Raw genomic sequence first — 18939 nt, forward strand, 5'->3', positions numbered from 1 at the left:
CCGGACCGGCGGGCGCCCCTTCGGTGTTCCCCGGACCGGGCGGGGCGTTGTCGGTGGGACGTGCCAGAGTTGGCCCATGGGGAACGACGAACAGCTCGCCGTCAAGGTCAAGACGGAGAACGGGCGGAGCCACCAGCGGATTCCGGCGGACACGTTGCGGGCGCTGGTGCGCGGGATCGGCGGCGCGGGCGACCGCTTCCTGGTCCTGAACCGGATACCGGACCTGCCGGACGTCTTCGCGCAGGTGTGGCACGAGCGGGACGGGGACGGTGACTTCCGCCTGGAGCACCGCGAGAGCCGCGCCCGCTTCTTCGGCACGACGCTGGACGCGGGCGCGGCCGACCGGGTGGCCGACGCCCTGGTGGGCTGGGCCCGGGGCGAGGACGGCTGGGACGCGGGCCTCACGTGGGAACCGCTCGGTCACGACGCCCCGCGGGACGTCCCGGAACTGCCGGCGGACGTACGCGGCGAGATCGAGCCACGGATCAGGGAACTGCTGCGCTGCGGGTACGACGACCGGGCCCGGCTCACCGAGAACGCCGAGGAGTATCTGGTGGACGGCGACCACCGGCCGGTCTCCCGTGCCCAGGCCCGCGAACTGGTCGACCGGCTGTGGACGGAACGGCTCGCCGAGCAGGAGCTCTGGGAAGGGGTGACGGACCCGGAGCGCCTCACCGAGGTCTTCGAGGCGCTCGACGCGAGCGGCATCACCGCCCGGGAGAACTTCACCTGTTGCCGCACCTGCGGCACCACCGAGATAGGGGCCGAGCGCGGTGAGGGCTCGCGCGGCTTCGTCTTCTTCCACTCCCAGTGCACGGAGGGCGCCGCGGCGGGCCACGGACTGATGCTGCTGTACGGCGGGTTCGACGGCTCGGCCGCGACCACGGCGTCCGTCGGCCGCGAGGTCGTCGCGGCACTGGACGCGGCGGGCCTGTCCGCCCAGTGGGACGGCTCCCCGGACAGCGCCGTCCATGTCACCGGTCTGACGTGGCACAAGCGCCTGGTCGGATAGGGGCTCCCTGCGTCACGTTCACGCCAAGGATGCGTCCGGTCCGTGGAAGGGCTCTGCTGCCGCGCTCCGCCTTCTGCTTCAATGGGGGCATGGCCAGCCATCAGAAGTGCGTCGCGACAGGTCGCCACGACCTCGAGCCCTTCTGGCCTTCCCGTCAGCACCACGACTTCGACCGGGTGTGTTGCCGCGCGACGAACGCGCCGGCCCTCTAAAGCCGTACACCCCGGCCTTCGGCCAGCGCGCACGACGTACGTCCTCGACGACCCGGTCACCGACTCGCGGTCGTCGACCACCCGACGGACTTCTCGCGCGAAAGAGCTGACCTCTCATGGCGACCACTCGTTCCTTCTCCTCCGTAGCGACGGCTCCCACCCCCTCGACCTCCCCGGGACGGCACCGACTGCGTGCCGTCGACCGGGACGAGGTGGTCGACGTCGCCGGTTTCCTCCCGCCGGGCGCCACCTGGCTGCCCGCTCCCCCGCACACCCTGCCCGTTCTGCCGGGGCAGCCGCCGATGATCGGCTACCTGGTCCTCGTGCCGGCCGACCAGCAGCCCCTGCTGCCCGTGGCCGTACCGGACCGGACGGCGCCGGACGGCGACGGGCCGTCGCTCACCGGCACGGACGCCGGTGACCCGCTGGTGCGCATCGACACCGTGCAGCGCACCGCCGAGGTCGACGGACGGATCCTGGACCTCACCTATCTGGAGTTCGAGCTGCTCGCGCACCTCGTGCAGCACCCGCACCGGGTGCACACCCGCGACCAGCTGGTCTCCACGGTGTGGGGGTACGGGCACGTGGGGGACGGACGGACCGTCGACGTCCATGTCGCGCGACTGCGCCGCAAGCTCGGGGCGCAGCACCGGCAGTCCATCCAGACGGTGCGTCGCGTCGGCTACAAGTTCGCCCCGCCGACGGGCCGTTGACCTGATCGCGGGTCGACCGGCGCGCCCGTGACCGGTTCACCGCCGCCCCGGCCGGATCTTCTGTCAGCAGATTCGTGTTCCGCCGGCCGGGCGCGGCGGGCAGAGTCGTCCGTATGACACGGAGACTTCTGGTGCTGGGCGGGACGGAGTTCGTGGGGCGCGCCGTCGTGGAGGCGGCGCTGGGCCGGGGATGGGAGGTCACCGTCTTCCACCGCGGCCGGCACGAACCGCTCCCCGGCGTGCGGTCGTTGCTGGGCGACCGCACCGCCCCGGACGGACTGGCCGCCCTCGCCGGTACCTCCGAGACGTGGAATCTCGTCGTCGACACCTGGTCGGGGGCGCCGCGGGTGGTGCGGGACAGCGCACGCCTGCTGGCCGGGCGGGTCTCCCGGTACGTGTACGTGTCGAGCTGTTCCGTGTACGCGTGGGCGCCCAAGGCCGGGTACGGCGAGGACGCGCCGGTCGTGGACGGGGCGTCGCCGGACGCGGAGGCGACCGACTACGCGCGGGACAAGCGGGGCGGCGAACTGGCGGCGCTCGACGCCTTCGGCGCGGACGGCTCCCTGCTCGTGCGGTGCGGGCTGATCCTCGGGCCGTACGAGAACATCGGGCGGCTGCCGTGGTGGCTGCACCGGATCGCGGCGGGCGGTCCCGTCCTCGCGCCCGGCCCGCGTGAACTGCCGCTCCAGTACGTCGACGTGCGGGACCTCGCCCAGTGGACGCTGACGGCGGCGGAGTCGGGGCTCGGCGGCGCGTACAACCTGGTGAGTCCGCAGGGTCACAGCACGATGGGGGCGCTGCTCGACGCGTGCGCCGAGGTCACGGGCGGGCACGCGGAGCTGCGCTGGACCGACCCGGAGACCGTTCTGGCCGCGGGGATCGAGCCGTGGACCCAGTTGCCGGTGTGGGTGCCGCCGGCGAGCGAGCTGCACGGGGCCCTGCACTCGGCGGACGTCTCCCGGGCGGTCGCGGCCGGGCTCCGCTGCCGGCCCGTGCGGGAGACCGTCGCCGACACCTGGGAGTGGCTCCGGTCACGCGGCGGGACGGCGCCACTGCGGCCCGACCGGCCGCCGGTGGGTCTCGACCCCGCGGTGGAGGCGAAGGTCCTCGGGGTCTGAGCCCCCACAGCCCCGCTCGCGACGGGGCGGCGGCCGGTCGGGCCCACGTCCTCTTTCCTTCCCTCTCCGCCCCGGGGGGTGCTGCTGGCACCACCCCCGGGCAGGGGGTCCGGCCCAGTGACGTGGCCGCGTCGGTCGGCGAGACTCGGGGCATGGAGTCGCAGAGGTTCGAGGCCCGGGCCCGCGGGCGGGAGGCCCTGGTGGCCGGCGCACGAGGGCTGTTGGTCGCCGTGACGGGACTGGCCGGGTCGATCGGGCTGTTCGTCCTGACCGTCGTGTCCCTCCTGCTGGTGCCCGTCGGGGTCGGGATCGTCACGACACCGCGGGTGCTGACCGCCGTCCGTGCCTTCGCCGACGCACGGCGGCTGGTCGCGGCCCGGTGGTGCGGGGTACGGATCCGGCCCGTCTACCGGCCGCTGCCCGAAGGGGCCAACCCCTGGGCGCGCTGTTCCGGGATGCTCCGGGACCCGGCCACCTGGCGGGACGTGCGCTGGCTGCTGTTCGACATGACCGCGGGATGGGTCACCGCGCTGCTGCCGGCCGTGCTGGTCCTGTACCCGCTGGAGGGCTTCGCGCTCGCGCTCGGCCTGTGGCGGGTGTTCACGGACGGCACCCATGTCGGCTGGTGGTACGGGTTCGTCCCGATCTCGGGTCAGGCGTCGGCCCTGGCGGCGGGGGCCCTCGGCGCCGTGCTCCTGGCCGCCTCGCTGTACCTCTCGCCGCTCCTCCTGCGGCTCCACTTCCGCGTCACCCGTGCCGTCCTGGCCTCCGGCGAGGGTGAACTCGCCGAGCGGGTAAGGGTACTGACCGAGACGCGGCGCGAAGCCGTGGACACCTCCGCCGCGGAACTGCGCCGCATCGAGCGGGACCTGCACGACGGCGCGCAGGCCCGTCTCGTCGCCGTGGGCATGGACCTGGGAACGGTCGAGGCGCTCATCGAGAAGGACCCCGCGCGGGCGAAACACCTGCTGGCGCAGGCACGGCGGTCGTCGGCCGAGGCGCTGACCGAGCTGCGCGACCTCGTCCGGGGCATCCACCCGCCGGTGCTCGCCGAACGTGGACTCGGCGACGCGATCAGGGCGTTGGCGCTGAGCCTGCCCCCGGTGAGCGAGGTGGACGTGGACCTGGCCGGGCGGGTGGAGGCGCCGGTCGAGTCGGCCGCGTACTTCGCGGTGAGCGAGGTGCTGGCCAACGCGGTCAAGCACTCCGGCGCGGACCGGCTCTGGATCGACGTGCACCACCGGGACGGCACGCTCCGGATCACCGTCACGGACAACGGGCGGGGCGGCGCCCGCGTCGGCGCCGGATCCGGACTCGGCGGGATCGAGCGGCGGCTCGGTACATTCGACGGCGTCCTCGCCGTCAGCAGCCCCGCGGGCGGTCCCACCCGGGTCACCCTGGAGATCCCTTGCGTGTTGTCCTAGCCGAAGACCTCTTCCTGCTGCGCGACGGCCTGGTCCGGATGCTGGAGGCCTACGACTTCGAGATCGCCGCGGCGGTCGAGAGCGGACCCGAACTCGCCAGGGCACTGGCGGAGTTGCGGCCGGACGTGGCGGTGGTGGACGTACGGCTGCCTCCCTCGCACACCGACGAGGGGCTGCAGTGCGCGCTGCGGGCCCGGCGCGAGCGGCCCGGGCTGCCGGTGCTCGTCCTGTCGCAGCACGTCGAGCAGCTGTACGCGCGCGAGCTGCTCGCCGACGGCACCGGCGGGGTCGGCTATCTGCTGAAGGACCGGGTGTTCGACGCGGAACAGTTCATCGACGCCGTACGGCGGGTGGCGGCGGGCGGCACGGCCATGGACCCGCAGGTGATCCAGCAGCTGCTGGCCCGGCGGACGGTCGGGGACCAGCCGGTCGGGCGCCTCACCCCGCGGGAGCGGGAGGTGCTGGACCTGATGGCGCAGGGGCGTTCCAACGCGGCGATCGCTGCTCAGCTCGTCGTGACCGAAAGGGCGATCGCCAAACACACCTCCAACATCTTCGCCAAGCTGGGCCTGGAGGTGTCGGACGACGACAATCGACGCGTCCTCGCGGTACTCGCCTATTTGGACCGGGACGCCCGCTGAATTTCAGTCAAAAAGCGCCCTCAAACCTTTTGAGCGACATCAACTCCCGTGAATTCGGATGCTTCTGAGCCCATTGTGCCCGAATTGGTCTCACGAACTTCTAAGATTTTCTGGGGTTTCTGAACACCCCACCCGCCCCGTGCGTATGGAATGGAGCCGCTTCACTCCTGTCGGGCGCCCTCGATGCCCCGCAAGGAAGTCAGAGGAGTTCCATGGGACGCAACATACGAAAACGCCGTTCGCCGCTGGCCGTTCGGGCCATCGCCGCGTCGGCAGCGCTCGCCATCGGCGGGGGTGGACTGGTCTGGGCGAACTTCTACGCCTCGGCGCACGAGGAGAACTCTTCTCCCAACACCACGAAGGCCGCCACCGCTCAGGTGGCCACCATCAGCTGTCCGGACGTCGGTCAGAAGCTGACCAACGTGCCGAACAAGGCCCGCGGTGAGGTCGACGGCGAACTCGCCACGCTGGACCAGCAGATCACGGCCGCCTACCAGCGGCTCGCCACCACCCGTGACGCGCAGACGAGGGACGCGAGCTTCGTCCAGAACTCCATCCTCGGACCGCTGAAGAACAACCGCTCGGTGATCATCGACCGGATCAAGCTGGAGATCAGCCGGGTCGGCGGCAGCGCACCGTCCTCGCTCGACGGCCTGTCCTCCTGCACGGGGACGCCCGCCACCCAGACCAACGCCGGCTGGGGCAACGGCGGTCAGAACAACGGTGGCCAGAACAACGGCGGGACGGCCAGCCCGGCCCCCTCGCCCTCGGCCAGCGCGAGCGCCGGCGGCCAGCAGGGCGGCGGACAGCAGACGGGCAACGGCGGTCAGGCCGGCAACGGGCCGCTCGCCGCGGACTTCGTCGACATCACGAAGGTCCAGGCGAACGTGCCCCGCAAGGCACGGACCCGGGCCGGCGGTTCGACGGGCACGTTCACCACGTCCTGCGGCGTGAACGCGAACAAGAAGTTCAACACCGACAACGTCATCGTGGCGCCCGGCGTCAGCAACGGCGCGCACCACCTGCACGACTACGTCGGCAACCAGTCGAACGACGCGTTCGCCAACAACGACACGTTCGCCGCGGCCAAGACCACCTGCGCCAACCAGGGTGACAAGTCGACGTACTACTGGCCGGTCGTGCGTATCCAGAACGGTACGCAGGACTTCGACCAGAACAACGACGGCGGTGGCAAGGAAGGAAACGTCGGCCAGATCCAGCAGGTCAAGCAGGCGCAGATCAAGTTCGTCGGCAGCGCGAAGAGCAAGGTCGTCGCGATGCCGAAGTTCCTGCGCATCATCACGGGTGACGCGAAGACCACGACCAACGGTCTCGCGAACGCCAACGCCCACTGGTCCTGCACCGGCTTCGAGAACAAGGTGCAGCTCACGCAGCAGTACCCGATCTGCCCGCGCGGCAGCACCGTGGTACGCACCTTCGCCTTCCAGAGCTGCTGGGACGGGGTGAACATCGACAGCGCGAACCACCGCACGCACGTGGCCTTCGCGGACGCCCAGGGCAACTGCGGCAACGGCTTCAAGGCCATTCCGCAGCTGACGATGCGCCTCGTCTACGGCTTCCGTGCTCCGACCCTGCAGAACGGGCAGATCAAGAACGCCTATGCGGTGGACGGATTCCCCGAGCAGCTGCACAAGGCGGCCACCGACCACGACGACTTCATCAACGTCTTCGACGACAACCTGATGAACAAGATGGTCAACTGCATCAACAAGGGCCAGCGTTGTAAGTGACCCCCATGAGGAAGCCGGTGGCGGGATTCTCCCGCCACCGGCTTTCTTGTGTCCTCACGTCCCCGGCCCGTCGGGCCGGGGAGACTCCGCTCCGTCAGCCGCTGTGCTCATGACCGGAGTGCCCTCCGTGCGAGGTGCCTTCCTCCAGGGTTCCGCCGAGCCGGCCGCGCAGGGAGGTGACCGTCTTCTGGTCGCCGACGGCCACCCATTTGGCGCCGACGAGGTACGAACCGCCGTAGTCCTTCGCCCCGTTGAGCCACTCGCGCTGACCGCGGTCGGTGGCGAAGGTCGCCAGGATGAACTTGCCGGCGTCGACCTTGCAGACCCCCTGACGGATCTCGTCCGCGTCGGTCTGGATGTCGGGACGGCACTTCACCTCGGCCGCCAGGTCCTCCAGGCTGCCGGTCGCCGTGGCCGGCACGGTCTCCCGGGCGGTGGACGCCTTGTCGTCCGATCCGCCGCCGCAGCCGGTCAGCGTCAGCAGGACGGCCACGGCCGCCCCGGCCAGAAGCCTCTCGCGTGTCACCCTCATACGTTCCTCCGGTACCTGTCGGCGCTCACGCCGAAGCGAGCCCCGGCAAGGGCTCTGTCCTCGATTACGGCTCCGGGCGGTCCTGTGCTCAACGGGACGCCGTTTCCGCGGGGGAACCCGATACCGCTGGTGGTACAGCTGTGCGAGGGTGTCCCTCGTGAACGAAGACTGGGAAGAGCGTACGGCGGCCGCCTGGGCCACTTTCGACACCTACGAGGAGGAGCGGGCGGCGGACTTCCGGGCGGTGATCGACGCCCTGGTCGCCGAACTGCCGGCCGACAGCCCCCTCGGCCCCTTCGAACAGGCCTGCGCCTGGGATTCCACGGGCCACTCCGACCGGGCCGTGCCGCTGTACCGCGAGGCCCTGGCCCGCGGCCTGAGCGGCTACAAAGGGCGGCGCGCCAAGATCCAGCTCTCCAGTTCACTGCGCAACATCGGACAGGCGGACGAGGGTGTCAAGCTCCTCACCCCCGAACTGGTCGCGCCGTCCGACGAGTTGGACGACGCGGTACGCGCCTGCCTCGCGCTCTGCCTCGCCGACCTCGGCCGCGAACGCGAGGGCCTGGCCCTGGTGATCGGCGCTCTGGCCCCTCATCTGCCGCGCTATCAGCGGTCGATGGCGAACTACGCCCGTCTGCTGGTGGAGCCGGAGGAGTCCGGCTCCTGAGCCCGCGACGGGGCCGGTGACCATCCACCCGTTCGCTCGTTTTGCTGAACGTGCAGTCACAGGATGTAGCCAAACGCCCCGCAGCCTCCTCCGGAACGGTCGTCGACGTCGAGCAGGCCGAGGCGGCACTCGTCGAGCACTACCCGCGGCTGGTCCGGCTCGCGTATCTGGTGCTGCCGCCGAGCCTCGGCCGCAACCGGCGGGTCCTGACGGCGCACGCCCTCACCCAGCGCGCGCTGCCCCGCGGCCGGGCGTCCGGCGACGCGTCGGTCATTCCCGCCCAGCAGAGCGGCGGCGGCCGCGACGGCGACCCGGGCTACGCCTTCGTCCGCCTCCAGGTGGTGCGCTCGGCGCTGGAGGCCGGGCTGCCGCTGAAGCGGCGCGCCTGGCCGAAGCGGTCCCAGCTGCCGCCGCTGCTCCCCCAGGTGTGGGGCCTGCGGCTGTTCCCTCGGTCGGGCGGCGCCGACGAACTCGCCCTGGACCAGCTGCTGTCCACGCTCTCCGGCCCCGCGCGCGCCGCGTACGTGCTGCGCGGTCTGGAGAAGCTGCCCGATCCGCAGCTGCGCAGGATGCTGGCGGCCGCGGGCGTGGCGGACCCGACGGCGGCGCTCACGGAGGCGGCCGGCGTCGAGGCGCGGGACGCGCTGCTCGCCTCCCCGGAGTTCGACCCCTGTTCGCTGCACGCCCGGCCCACCGACCTGATGCGGCGCAGGCAGCACCTGCGGGCCGCCCTCGCGGCCGCCGCCGCGCTGACCGTGTGCGGCGCGCTGCTCGGCCTGCCGGGCGACGGCTGGGGCCCGGACGGTGCCGCGGCCCCCTCGTACGCGCAGAACCCGGCCGCCGAGGCCGCGTTGAACCCGGCCCGGCTGCAGCGGGTGGCGCCCGCCGCCTGGGAGTCGTCCGCGCGCACCGACTTCTCGGTGTGGCCCGCGCGCGGCGACCTCGTCAAGGACAGCGGGCTGCTGCGCCGCGCGCTCGCGGTGTGGGCGAGGCCCGGGGAGTCCGTCCAGGTGTCGGCGACACCCGGCACCCCGTCGGGCGCCCCGCCCGGACCGCCCCAGCTGCTCTACGCGGGCACCGTCGACCAGGCCCGGGTGGTGCTCCTGTACGACGGTCTGCGCATCGCCCGTTACGCCGAGCCGAAGGACGGCACGAGCGGCGCGGCCCTCGACTTCGCCCGGGTGGACGGGGCGCGCGGGGCGGAGGCCAGCGCGGTGGTACTGAGTCGCGCCGACGGCAACGTGCGCTATCTGACGGCGCCCTGGGTCAAGAAGGCCGCCGAGCGCGATCTGTTGAAGCCGAACACCGGCACGATGGATCTCACCCTGTCCGCCGACGGCTCCACCTCGCCGCTGGCGGGCCCGCCGCAGACCGGGGCGTGCACGTCGTGGAACGTGCTCCAGGTCGACGACGGTTCGGGTTCCCGGCTGCTCAGCGACCTCGGTGAGCTGATCCCGGCCCACCTCACCTCGGGCCGGCCCGCCGCCCCGCGGGAGGCGACGGGCGCCGCGAACCTGCGGGGCTGGGCGCCCTTCGCGTGCTCCCTCGCCTCGGTGCGCTCCCAGGGCGTGCGCTCGGTGAACGCCTGGCAGTTCGCGCAGCAGTCGCTGCCCGACGCGAGCGGCTCGGCGACCTGGGTGTGCACCCGCGCCGACACCTGGCGGGGTGGCGGAACCCGGGTGCTGGCCCAGTTCCGCACGCCCGGCGGGACGTACGGGGCGGTGGCGGCGAAGGCCGAGAACTCCCCCGCGTGCGGCTCCCGCGACCCGCACGTGCTGGCCGGCGTCCTGTGGAAGTCGGGCGCCGGGTCCTGGTACCTGCTCGCCGCGGGGACCAAGGACACGGCGTCGGTCACGGCGAGCGGCGGGGTGCGCGGTGCGGCCGAGGGACCGCTGCTCGCCGTACGGACGAAGCAGGGGGCGCAGGCCCAGCTGAAGGGGACCCTGGAGGACGGCCGGGGCATCAGCGGACTGCGCTGAACCGGACGTCTCGACGCTGTCGGCCACCTCGGGCGGGGTGGCCGACAGCGTCGTTTCGGCCACTGGTTGCTGACGTGTACGTAAATAAGTCGGCCCACAGGGGTTCTCCACGCGCCTACCCGTCAGTACATTGACGCCATGTCTAACACGCAGGCCCGGCTGCCCCTGCCGGTCGAGTCCGAGTGGACGGCGCTCAAGGCGCGCAAGGTGTCGTTCTCCTGGGAGGACACACCGCTGCACTGGGTGCCGGACGATCCGTTCGCCACCCACACCATCAACGTGCTGCATCTGCTGCTGCCCGCCGGTGAGCGGTGGTTCGTGCACGTCTACCGGCAGGTCCTGCCGCTCATCCACGACGAGCGTCTGCGCGCGGACGTCATCGGGTTCATCGGCCAGGAGGCGATGCACTCGCAGGCGCACGACGAGGTGCTGCCGCACCTCAAGGAGCTGGGCCTCGACCCGACGCCGTACACCGCGCAGGTCGACTGGCTCTTCGAGAAGCTGCTCGGCGACCGGACCCTGCCGCCGGGCAGGGCCCGCAGGTGGTGGCTGCTGGAGCGGGTCGCCCTCATCGCGGCGATCGAGCACTACACGGCCTTCCTCGGCGACTGGGTGCTGAACGCGAAGGAGCTGGACCGGCGCGGCGCCGACCCGACCATGCTGGACCTGCTGCGCTGGCACGGCGCCGAGGAGGTCGAGCACCGCTCGGTGGCGTTCGAGCTGTTCCAGCACGTCGACGGAAGCTACCGGCGGCGGGCGCGGACCTGGGCGACCGCCTTCACCGCGCTCGTGTTCCTGTGGCAGCGCGGATCCCGGTTCTTCATGGAGAACGACCCGACGCTGGCGGACGGCCGCGCGACCTTCAAGGACTTCTACGTCAGCGGCAGGCGCGGCGTGCTGCCCTCCACCGGGGCGATGCTCCGGTCGATCCCGCGCTATCTGAGCCGCACCTACCACCCCTCCCAGGAGGGCTCCACCGAACAGGCCGTCGCCTATCTGGCCTCCTCCCCGGCCGCCGTGGCGGCCTCCCTCGCCGAGAAGGGTGCTGGTGCCGCGTGATGCCCAGGCTGCGGACCGTCGTCGCGGTCGCCGGTACGGCCCTGCTGGTCCGGCGGGCGCTGCGGCGCCGGATCGGGGCGTCACCGCTGTGGCCGCTGCCCGCCCTGGAGGAACCGGTCTCGGGCCGGCCCCGCTCCCGTGCGCTGCGGCTCCTGGTCACCCGGCACGAGCGGGTCGCCGACGGTGTCGTCCAACTGCGCCTGGAGGGAACGGACCTGCCGTCCTGGGAGCCCGGTGCCCATCTCGACCTGGTGCTGCCCTCGGGGCTCGTCCGGCAGTACTCGCTCTGCGGGGACCCGGAGGACAGCTCCTCGTACACCGTGGCGACCCGCCTGGTCGAGGACGGGCGGGGCGGATCGCGGGAGGTGCACGAGCAGCTCCAGGAGGGCACGGAGGTCGAGGTGCGCGGGCCGCGCAACCGCTTCCCGCTGGTGGACGCCCCGGCCCACGTGTTCGTCGCGGGCGGGATCGGCATCACCCCCGTCCTGCCGATGCTGCGCTCCCTCGGGGAGGGCGCCGACTGGCGGCTGCTGTACGGCGGCCGGACGCGCGCGTCGATGCCCTTCCTGGAGGAGATCGAGAAGCTCGACCGCGCGCGGGTCACCGTGGTCGCCGAGGACGAGGACGGACTGCCCGACCTGGACGGCCTGTTCGCCGACCTTCCCGAGGGCACGGCCGTCTACTGCTGCGGTCCCGACGGGCTGACGGCCGCGGTGGAGGCCCGCGTCCCCGAGGGCCGCACGCTGCACCTGGAGCGGTTCACGGCCCGGGCGCCCGGGTCCGGCGACAGCTCCTTCGAGGTGGAACTGCGGCGCAGCGGACGTACGGTGACCGTGCCCGCGGACTCCTCGGTCCTCGCCGCCGTCCGCGCGGAGTTCCCCGACACCCTGTACTCGTGCGAGCAGGGGTTCTGCGGGACCTGCCAACAGCGCGTCCTGGAGGGCGAGATCGACCACCGGGACGAACTGCTGACGGACGCGGAGCGTGACGACTCGATGCTGATCTGTGTCTCCCGCGCGCGGGGGGAGCGCATCGTGCTGGACATGTGAGCGCCGGCGGCCCGGACCGGCCCGTTCCGGGCCGGTTCCGATCGGTAAGGTGTTCGCATGACAACCGGGGTACGCCGCAGGATGGGTGTCGAGGAACGACGGCAGCAGCTGATCGGCGTCGCCCTCGACCTGTTCAGCCGACGCTCGCCCGACGAGGTCTCCATCGACGAGATAGCCTCCGCCGCGGGCATCTCGCGTCCGCTCGTGTACCACTACTTCCCGGGCAAACTCAGCCTGTACGAGGCCGCGTTGCAGCGGGCCGCGGACGATCTCGCGGGCCGTTTCGTGGAGGCGCACGAGGGACCGCTCGGGGCACGGCTGCTGCGGGTGATGCGCCGCTTCTTCGACTTCGTGGACGATCACGGGCCCGGTTTCGCCGCGCTGATGCGGGGCGGCCCGGCCGTCGGCTCCTCCACCACCAACGCCCTGGTCGACTCCGTCCGGCAGGCCGCGTACCTCCAGGTCCTGTCGCATCTGAACGTGAAGAACCCCCCGGCCCGGCTGGAACTGGTCGTCCGCTCCTGGATCTCCCTGGTGGAGTCGACCGCGCTGATCTGGCTGGACGGCCGGCGCATCCCGCGCGGTGAGCTGGAGGTCCAGCTCGTGCACGACTTCGCGGCGCTGGCCGCGGTCAGCGCGGCCTACGACGACGAGGTGGCCGCTCTGCTGCGCAGGGGGCTGGAGGGCGAGCCGGGCGACGGCCCGTTCACCGACCTCGCCGTCCGGCTCATCTCGCTGGCCACCCCGCCCGCGTCCTAGCGGGGTGCGAGGGTTCGGGGCTACGCCTCGAACTTGCGGTACGAGGGGTCGAGGTCGCGGACCTCGGCGGAGGCGTGCAGCTCCACTCCCCCGGCCGGCTTCACATGGGTGCGCAGCAGGTCCAGCGTCGCCTCGGCGAGCTTCGTCCTGACCTCCTCGGTCCGCCCGGCGAGCAGCCCGAGGGTGACGTGCACGACGGCGTGCCCGGCGGTGTCCGCGCCGACCACGGTGTCCTCGGTGCGGCGGAACTGCGTCTTGCAGGCACCGATCTTCGCCGCGGCCGTCACGACCACCTCCTCGTGCAGCGCCAGGGCGAAACCCTGCCGGTCGAAGGCGTCGTCGAGCGACGCGGAGTAGTCGACGGTGATCTGCGGCATGGGGCGCTCCTGTTCCGGGCGGGAAGGTCCCGGACACCCTAGCCGCGCCCCGCCCGGCCACGAGGGCCGGGCGGGGCGGGTGAGGTCCCGGAGCGCCGGGGTCGGTACGGCCCCGGCTACGGGGTCCGGGTGAACACCGCCACCGTCCGGGCCGGGACCGTGAAGGTGCCCGACGTCCGCGCGTAGGACGAGGACTTGACGACGGGGTCCGCGCCCTTGGCCTGCACCGGGTGCAGCGCGTACGCCGTCCCGGCGAGGGAACCGACCTTCTGTTCCTGCTTCTCCGGAGTGGCGTTGAAGACGATCACGAGGTCGCCGAGGCGCGCGGTGATCACTCCGGGGGTCTCGTCCTCGCCGGACAGCGGGAAGGAGAGCTTCGCCTGCACCTGCGCGGCCGTGGAGAGCGAGAACACGTCCTCGCCGGTACGGATGCGCTGCAGGTCCTGGTAGGCGGCGGAGGTGCCGCCGATCTGGGCGCAGCCGACCGAGACGGTCGTCAGCAGCGGCTTGGCGTAGGGCCACTTCGCCGCGTTGTCCGCGGCCGGCGGCAGCCCGCGGCCGAACCCGTTGCCGTCCTGGCAGTTCCAGTGGATGGCGTTGAACCAGTCGCCGCTGTCGAAGGAGTTGCGGTCCAGGGACTTGGAGCGCAGCAGGTCCGATCCGGCCTGGGAGAGGGACGGTCCCTGCGAGAGGGTGGCCGTCGCCATCGCCAGGACCTGCATGCGGGCCCGGTCGGCGGCGCCGGTCGTCGCGGGCAGCTTGTACGTCAGCGCGTCGTACAGGGACTCGTTGTCGTGTGCGTCGGCGTAGGCGAGCGCGTCGCCCGGTGCCTCGGCGTAGCCGGCCGGCTGGCCGTTGTAGTCGACCTCGGAGCCCGTGACCTCCTTGCCCGCGGAGTCGGTGAACCGGTACGCGGCCAGGTTGCCGGTCAGACCGACCTTGATGAGGTCCTGGTAGTGCAGCAGCCGGGCCTTCTGCTCGGCCGGTGTGCCGTTGGCGGACGAGGAGTTGGGGTCGGTGTAGAGGCCGGACGCGAAGCCCTGGACACCGGGGTCCTCGTCGAAGGGGCCCCCGCCGCGGACGGCGTCGCGGGCGCGGTCGGAGAAGGTCGCGATCCCGGTTCCGGCCATGTTCTTCTGGGTGGCCTGGACGAAGCGGGCGTCGTCGGCGACCTCGCCGAAGTTCCAGCCCTCGCCGTACAGGACGATCTTCTTGCCGTCGACGCCGTCCTTCGCGAGGGTGAGCGCGTCGAGGGCCTTGCGGACCGCCAGGATGTTGGCCTTGGGGTGGTGTCCCATGAGGTCGAAGCGGAAGCCGTCGACCTTGTACTCCTTGGCCCAGGTGACGATCGAGTCGACGACGAGCTTGCCCATCATGGCGTTCTCGGGGGCCGTGCCCGCGCAGCAGGTGGAGGTGGCCACGCTGCCGTCGGCCATGAGCCGCTGGTAGTAGCCGGGGACGATCCGGTCGAGAACGCTGGTGTCGGCCTGGCCGCTCGCGGCGGTGTGGTTGTAGACGACGTCCATGACGACCCGCAGGCCGTCCTCGTTCAGCGACTTGACCATCTTCCGGAACTCGACCGTGCGCTCGGTGCCGTCCGGGTCGGTGGCGTAGGAGCCCTCGGGGACCGTGTAGTGGTACGGGTCGTAGCCCCAGTTGTAGGGGTCCTTCGCGGCGCTCTTCGCGACGCACTCCTGCTGCTTCTCGGAATCGGCCGGGAAGGAGGCGAGGTCGCAGTCCGGCGTCGCCAGGTCCGTCTTCTTCTCGGGAACGGTCGCGAGGTCGAAGGCCGGCAGCAGGTGCACGTACGAGGTGCCGGACGCGGCCAGCTTCCGCAGGTGCTTCGAGCCGTCGCTGTTCTTGTCGGTGAACGCCAGGTAGGTGCCCTTGTCCTTCGCGGGGACGGTCGTGTCCGCCACCGAGAAGTCCCGGATGTGGAGTTCCTGGATCTGCGCGTCCCGCAGCGGCACGGCCTTGGGCTTCTTCAGCGCGGACCAGCCGGACGGGGCGAGGTTCCCGGCGTCCAGGTCGACGACCAGGCTGCGCTCGGAGTCGGTGGTGAGGGCGACGGAGTACGGGTCGGTGACCTTGTTGGTGACGAGCTTGCCCACGGTGGGCGCCCACACCTTCACGACGTACCGGTAGGGCTTGCCCGTCCAGGAGTGCCGGCCCCGCACCGACCACACGCCGGTGGAGTCGTCGCGTCGCATCGCGACGGTGGAGCCGTCGAGGTCGAGGCTCACCGACTGGGCGGTGGGGGCCCACACCGACAGGGTGGGGACGCCGTCGCGGAAGACCGGTCCGAGGTGTGCCGTCCGCGCGTCGTACAGGTCGTCCAGGACGCCGGCGGTCTGGACGCCGGTCGCCGCGAGCACCGCGCCGTTCGCCGCGCGCTGCGAGGCGACGAGCTGGCCGCCGAGCGAGGCCCGGACACGGTCCCGGTCGCGTGGGTCGACCGACCAGGCGGTGTACGTCTTCAGGTGCGGGAAAGCGGCCTTCTGGGCGTCGGTCAGGGTGGTCTTCTCCAGCCGCAGCCAGCGCTCGTCGTCGCTGGTCAGCGTCCCGTCCTTGACGGCGATCGAGCCGTCGCGGGAGGACAGCAGCTGGGTGGAGACGGCGGCCTCGGAGCCGTTCCAGGCGACCGTGTCCCGGTCGATCCAGACGGCCTTGGAGGTGCTGAGGTCGAGGGCGGCCGCGCTGCCGGCGGGCTGCGGGAGCAGGTACTTCTCCTGGCCTCCCAGCATCCACACCTCGTGGCCGTTCGCGGTCAGGTCGAGGGACTGGTCGCTGGGCAGGTCCTTCTCGTCGCCCTTGTGGAGGATGTAGCTGAGGCTGGTCGCGCCCTCGGCGAGCGGCACCTCGTAGACGGCTCCGTAGGCGTCGGTGCGCACCGGCTCCAGGGGCTTGGTCCAGTCCGTGGGCGTCGCGGCCCCGGTCCACACGTGCAGGCCCCAGCCGGTGTAGTCGCCGTCGGCGCGGTGGTAGTGGAGCACGGCCTTGGTCTTGTCCTGGGCCGGGTAGGAGGGCCGTTCGGTGAGGACCGGCTCCTTGCCCTGCTCCAGCCAGACCTCTCCGGTCTTCGTGACGTCGATGGAGCGGTCGGCGGCGACGTCCTTGTTGCCGTCCTTGTCGATGACGAGGAAGCCGAGCGTGGAGGCGCCGGGCTTCAGCTTGACGTAGGCGAAGGCGCCGTAGGCGTCGCGTCCCACGAAGTCGTGGCCGGCGGGCCAGGTCGTCGCCTCGCCGTCGGCGAGGTCGCCCCAGGCGTACAGCCGCCAGTCGGTGTAGTCGTCGTCGGTGCGCTTGTAGTGGACGATCGCGTAGTCGCGGGAGGAGGCCGTCGGGATCTCCGCCGCGAGCGGGGTGCCGCTGACCGAGGCGGCCGTCGCGCTCGCGGTGCGTCCCGCGGAGTCGACGACGACGGCCTTGTAGCGCAGGGGTGTTCCTGCCGGTACGTCCTTGCCGATGGCCTGGGTGACCTTGTAGGGGGCGTGGTCGGCGGAGCCGAGGGTGCGCCACGCGCCGGTTCCGACCTGGGCGGCGAAGACGACCCGGTCGAGCTGCCCGCCGGTGACGTCGGCGGCGAGCTCGACGGTGCCGGTGGCGCCGGCGTCGGGGGCCTCGAGGGTCAGGGACGGCTTCGTCGCGGGGGCGGCGAGCCGGCCCGCGGCCTTGAGGACGATCGCCGAACCGGCCGGCACGGAGACGGTGATCTTCTTGTCGGCGTCACTGCGCACGGAGGCGGAGGTGCCGTGGATGCCACGGAAGTCCATGCCCGCCGAACCCGTCGCGAACGTCGCCGACTTGGCCTCGTCCGCGTTGTTCACGGCGACGACGTACTCGGTGCCGGACTTCGCGTCCGTGCGGGAGAAGGCGTAGACACCGGCCCCGTCCGCCGCGTAGCGCTCCGTCTGGACGCCGTCGGTGAGGGCCGGGTTGGCCCTGCGGAGCCGGGAGAGGTCGCTGATCTGCCGGTAGAGCGGGGCATTCGTGTCGTAGGCGTCGCTCGCGTGGGTGCGGTCGGTGCCGATCTCGTCGTCGTCGAGGTAGTCGGCGACCTTCGAGGCGAACATCGTCTGCCGGGCGTCCTTGTCGCCGCCGGAGCCCGTGAAGCCCTGCTCGTCGCCGTAGTAGACGACGGGGTTCCCGCGGCTGAGGAACATCAGCTCGTTGGCGAGCCGGTCCTTCTTCAGCAGTTCGGCGTCGGTCGCCTTCGGGTTGTCCTGGTCCAGGAAGTACCCGATGCGGCCCATGTCGTGGTTGCCGAGGAAGGTGACCTGCTCGTAGGCGTTGGCCTTGTCGGTCGTGTACTTGTAGTCGTCCCCGAACACCGACGCCAGCTTCTTCGCGCTGCCGCCCTGGGACGCGTACGAACGGGCCGCGTCCTGGAAGGGGAAGTCGAGGGTGGCGTCGAGCCGGCCCTCGGTGACGTACGGAGCGGTGACCGAGGTGTCGGCGGAGTAGACCTCGCCGAACATGAAGAAGTCCTTGCGGCCGTGCCGGGCGGCGTACGCGTCGAGGGCGGTCGCCCACTGCGTCCAGAACTCCATGTTCACGTGCTTCACGGTGTCGATCCGGAAGCCGTCGATGCCGAAGTCCTTCACCCAGCGCTCGTAGATCTTCTCCATGCCGCTGACCACCTCGGGACGCTCGGTCCACAGGTCGTCGAGGCCGGAGAAGTCGCCGTAGGTGGTGGACTCGCCCGCGTAGGTGGAGTCGCCCCGGTTGCTGTACATGGTCGGGTCGTTGAGCCAGGAGGGGACCTTGGCGTTCTTCTTCGCGGCGGGCACGGTAGGCGTGCGCGGGAAGGAGCCGGTGTCCACGGACGGGAAGCCGTGGCCGCCGTCGGCGTAGTCGGCGTCGTCGAAGGGCCGGCCGTCCTTGGTCAGGTAGGGGAAGGCGCCCTTGGAGAGGTAGTCGTAGGACTTCTCCTGGTAGTCGACGACGTCGGCCGTGTGGTTGGTGATGACGTCGAAGAAGACCTTCATGCCCTTGGCGTGGGCCGCGGAGATCAGCTTCTCCAGGTCCTTGTTGGTGCCGAAGTGCGGGTCGACCTGGGTGAAGTCGGTGATCCAGTAGCCGTGGTAACCGGCCGAGGCGTCCTTGCCGGTGCCCTGCACGGGCTGGTTCTTGAAGATCGGCGCCATCCAGATGGCGGTGGTGCCGAGGCCCTTGATGTAGTCGAGCCGCTTCGTCAGCCCCTTGAGGTCGCCGCCCTGGTAGAAGCCCTTGTCGGTGGGGTCGTAGCCGGTCGACAGCCGCGAACCGGTCAGTCCGCCCTCGTCGTTGGCCTTGTCGCCGTTGGCGAAGCGGTCCGGCATCACGAAGTAGAACTGGTCGCGGGTGGCGTCGTGCCGCGCGGGCTCGGCCGCGAGCTTCGCGTCGGACGGGGGTGCGGGTGGGGTCTCGGCCCGCGCCGCGAGGGGTTGCGCGAGCGATACGGCCAGTGCGGCGGCGAGGACGGCTGCGCGCAGCCGGGGGCGGCCGAAGCGGCGCGCCGACCCTCTCGGTATCAGGTCCACAGCAGTGAACTCCTAGCGATGACGGCGTACTCGGGTCCGACCCCGCGCTGCGTTCCGGCTTCGGTGCCGAACGCCCGCGTGACCGTATCGCTCACGCAAGGTTTACAGCAAGAGTATTGCAACA

The 18939-nt window shown here is 71.6% G+C and carries 14 protein-coding genes; 11 read left to right on the forward strand and 3 right to left on the reverse strand.

What is annotated here, in order from left to right; translation table 11 throughout:
- The first annotated feature begins 76 nt into the window (after positions 1-76).
- The 6 genes from B0675_RS01115 to B0675_RS01145 all read left to right on the forward strand — a co-directional run bounded on the left by B0675_RS01115 (position 77) and on the right by B0675_RS01145 (position 6871).
- Complete coding sequence (locus B0675_RS01115; protein ID WP_081216852.1) at positions 77-1012, forward strand: hypothetical protein; 936 nt, start codon at positions 77-79, stop codon at positions 1010-1012.
- 328 nt (positions 1013-1340) lie between these two features.
- On the forward strand, positions 1341-1937 hold the full coding sequence (locus B0675_RS01125) for a winged helix-turn-helix domain-containing protein (protein WP_081216854.1): 597 nt from the start codon (positions 1341-1343) through the stop codon (positions 1935-1937).
- A 113-nt stretch (positions 1938-2050) separates the two neighbouring features.
- Complete coding sequence (locus B0675_RS01130) at positions 2051-3055, forward strand: NAD-dependent epimerase/dehydratase family protein (protein WP_081216855.1); 1005 nt, start codon at positions 2051-2053, stop codon at positions 3053-3055.
- Positions 3056-3207: 152 nt separating this feature from the next.
- Positions 3208-4479: a sensor histidine kinase gene (locus B0675_RS01135; protein ID WP_081216856.1), complete on the forward strand. Its 1272-nt coding sequence runs from the start codon at positions 3208-3210 to the stop codon at positions 4477-4479.
- Positions 4464-5120, forward strand: a complete 657-nt coding sequence (locus tag B0675_RS01140) for a response regulator transcription factor (RefSeq protein WP_081216857.1) — start codon at positions 4464-4466, stop codon at positions 5118-5120. The genes B0675_RS01135 and B0675_RS01140 overlap by 16 nt, the downstream gene beginning before the upstream one ends.
- A gap of 212 nt (positions 5121-5332) precedes the next feature.
- A complete protein-coding gene (locus B0675_RS01145; RefSeq protein WP_081216858.1) occupies positions 5333-6871 on the forward strand; it encodes a DUF1996 domain-containing protein in 1539 nt (512 codons plus the stop codon).
- Between the two features lie 94 nt (positions 6872-6965).
- Here the strand turns inward: B0675_RS01145 and B0675_RS01150 are convergent, their stop codons facing one another.
- Positions 6966-7403 (reverse strand): hypothetical protein, encoded by a 438-nt coding sequence (locus B0675_RS01150; RefSeq protein ID WP_081216859.1) that lies wholly within the window; start codon positions 7401-7403, stop codon positions 6966-6968.
- 157 nt (positions 7404-7560) lie between these two features.
- Here B0675_RS01150 and B0675_RS01155 point away from each other — a divergent pair, with 157 nt between their 5' ends.
- The 5 genes from B0675_RS01155 to B0675_RS01175 all read left to right on the forward strand — a co-directional run bounded on the left by B0675_RS01155 (position 7561) and on the right by B0675_RS01175 (position 12916).
- Positions 7561-8070: a tetratricopeptide repeat protein gene (locus tag B0675_RS01155; protein WP_081221517.1), complete on the forward strand. Its 510-nt coding sequence runs from the start codon at positions 7561-7563 to the stop codon at positions 8068-8070.
- A gap of 50 nt (positions 8071-8120) precedes the next feature.
- A complete protein-coding gene (locus tag B0675_RS01160; protein WP_081221518.1) occupies positions 8121-10049 on the forward strand; it encodes a hypothetical protein in 1929 nt (642 codons plus the stop codon).
- 138 nt (positions 10050-10187) lie between these two features.
- On the forward strand, positions 10188-11108 hold the full coding sequence (locus B0675_RS01165) for a metal-dependent hydrolase (protein WP_081216860.1): 921 nt from the start codon (positions 10188-10190) through the stop codon (positions 11106-11108).
- Positions 11108-12157 carry a PDR/VanB family oxidoreductase gene (locus tag B0675_RS01170; RefSeq protein ID WP_081216861.1) on the forward strand — a complete coding sequence of 350 codons (1050 nt, stop codon included), beginning with the start codon at positions 11108-11110 and terminating at the stop codon, positions 12155-12157. Before B0675_RS01165 ends, B0675_RS01170 begins: the two co-directional genes overlap by 1 nt.
- A gap of 57 nt (positions 12158-12214) precedes the next feature.
- Positions 12215-12916, forward strand: a complete 702-nt coding sequence (locus B0675_RS01175; protein WP_107482533.1) for a TetR/AcrR family transcriptional regulator — start codon at positions 12215-12217, stop codon at positions 12914-12916.
- 20 nt (positions 12917-12936) lie between these two features.
- On the opposite strand, the gene B0675_RS01180 is transcribed toward B0675_RS01175, so the two are convergent.
- Both B0675_RS01180 and pulA read right to left on the reverse strand, forming a co-directional pair.
- Entirely contained in the window at positions 12937-13293 is a 357-nt protein-coding gene (locus B0675_RS01180; protein WP_081216863.1) for a 5-carboxymethyl-2-hydroxymuconate Delta-isomerase, read from the reverse strand.
- A gap of 116 nt (positions 13294-13409) precedes the next feature.
- Positions 13410-18815: a pullulanase-type alpha-1,6-glucosidase gene (gene pulA, locus B0675_RS01185; RefSeq protein WP_107482534.1), complete on the reverse strand. Its 5406-nt coding sequence runs from the start codon at positions 18813-18815 to the stop codon at positions 13410-13412.
- Positions 18816-18939: the final 124 nt, after the last annotated feature.

It is taken from the genome of Streptomyces sp. M41(2017) (assembly GCF_002078175.1).
Taxonomy (GTDB): Bacteria; Actinomycetota; Actinomycetes; order Streptomycetales; family Streptomycetaceae; genus Streptomyces.

Bases quoted from the DNA above. Each gene is read 5' to 3' on its own strand.
- B0675_RS01115 (WP_081216852.1), top strand. From the start codon at position 77: ATGGGGAACGACGAACAGCTCGCCGTCAAGGTCAAGACGGAGAACGGG.
- B0675_RS01125 (WP_081216854.1), top strand. From the start codon at position 1,341: ATGGCGACCACTCGTTCCTTCTCCTCCGTAGCGACGGCTCCCACCCCC.
- B0675_RS01130 (WP_081216855.1), top strand. From the start codon at position 2,051: ATGACACGGAGACTTCTGGTGCTGGGCGGGACGGAGTTCGTGGGGCGC.
- B0675_RS01135 (WP_081216856.1), top strand. From the start codon at position 3,208: ATGGAGTCGCAGAGGTTCGAGGCCCGGGCCCGCGGGCGGGAGGCCCTG.
- B0675_RS01145 (WP_081216858.1), top strand. From the start codon at position 5,333: ATGGGACGCAACATACGAAAACGCCGTTCGCCGCTGGCCGTTCGGGCC.
- B0675_RS01150 (WP_081216859.1), bottom strand. From the start codon at position 7,403: ATGAGGGTGACACGCGAGAGGCTTCTGGCCGGGGCGGCCGTGGCCGTC.
- B0675_RS01165 (WP_081216860.1), top strand. From the start codon at position 10,188: ATGTCTAACACGCAGGCCCGGCTGCCCCTGCCGGTCGAGTCCGAGTGG.
- B0675_RS01170 (WP_081216861.1), top strand. From the start codon at position 11,108: ATGCCCAGGCTGCGGACCGTCGTCGCGGTCGCCGGTACGGCCCTGCTG.
- B0675_RS01175 (WP_107482533.1), top strand. From the start codon at position 12,215: ATGACAACCGGGGTACGCCGCAGGATGGGTGTCGAGGAACGACGGCAG.
- B0675_RS01180 (WP_081216863.1), bottom strand. From the start codon at position 13,293: ATGCCGCAGATCACCGTCGACTACTCCGCGTCGCTCGACGACGCCTTC.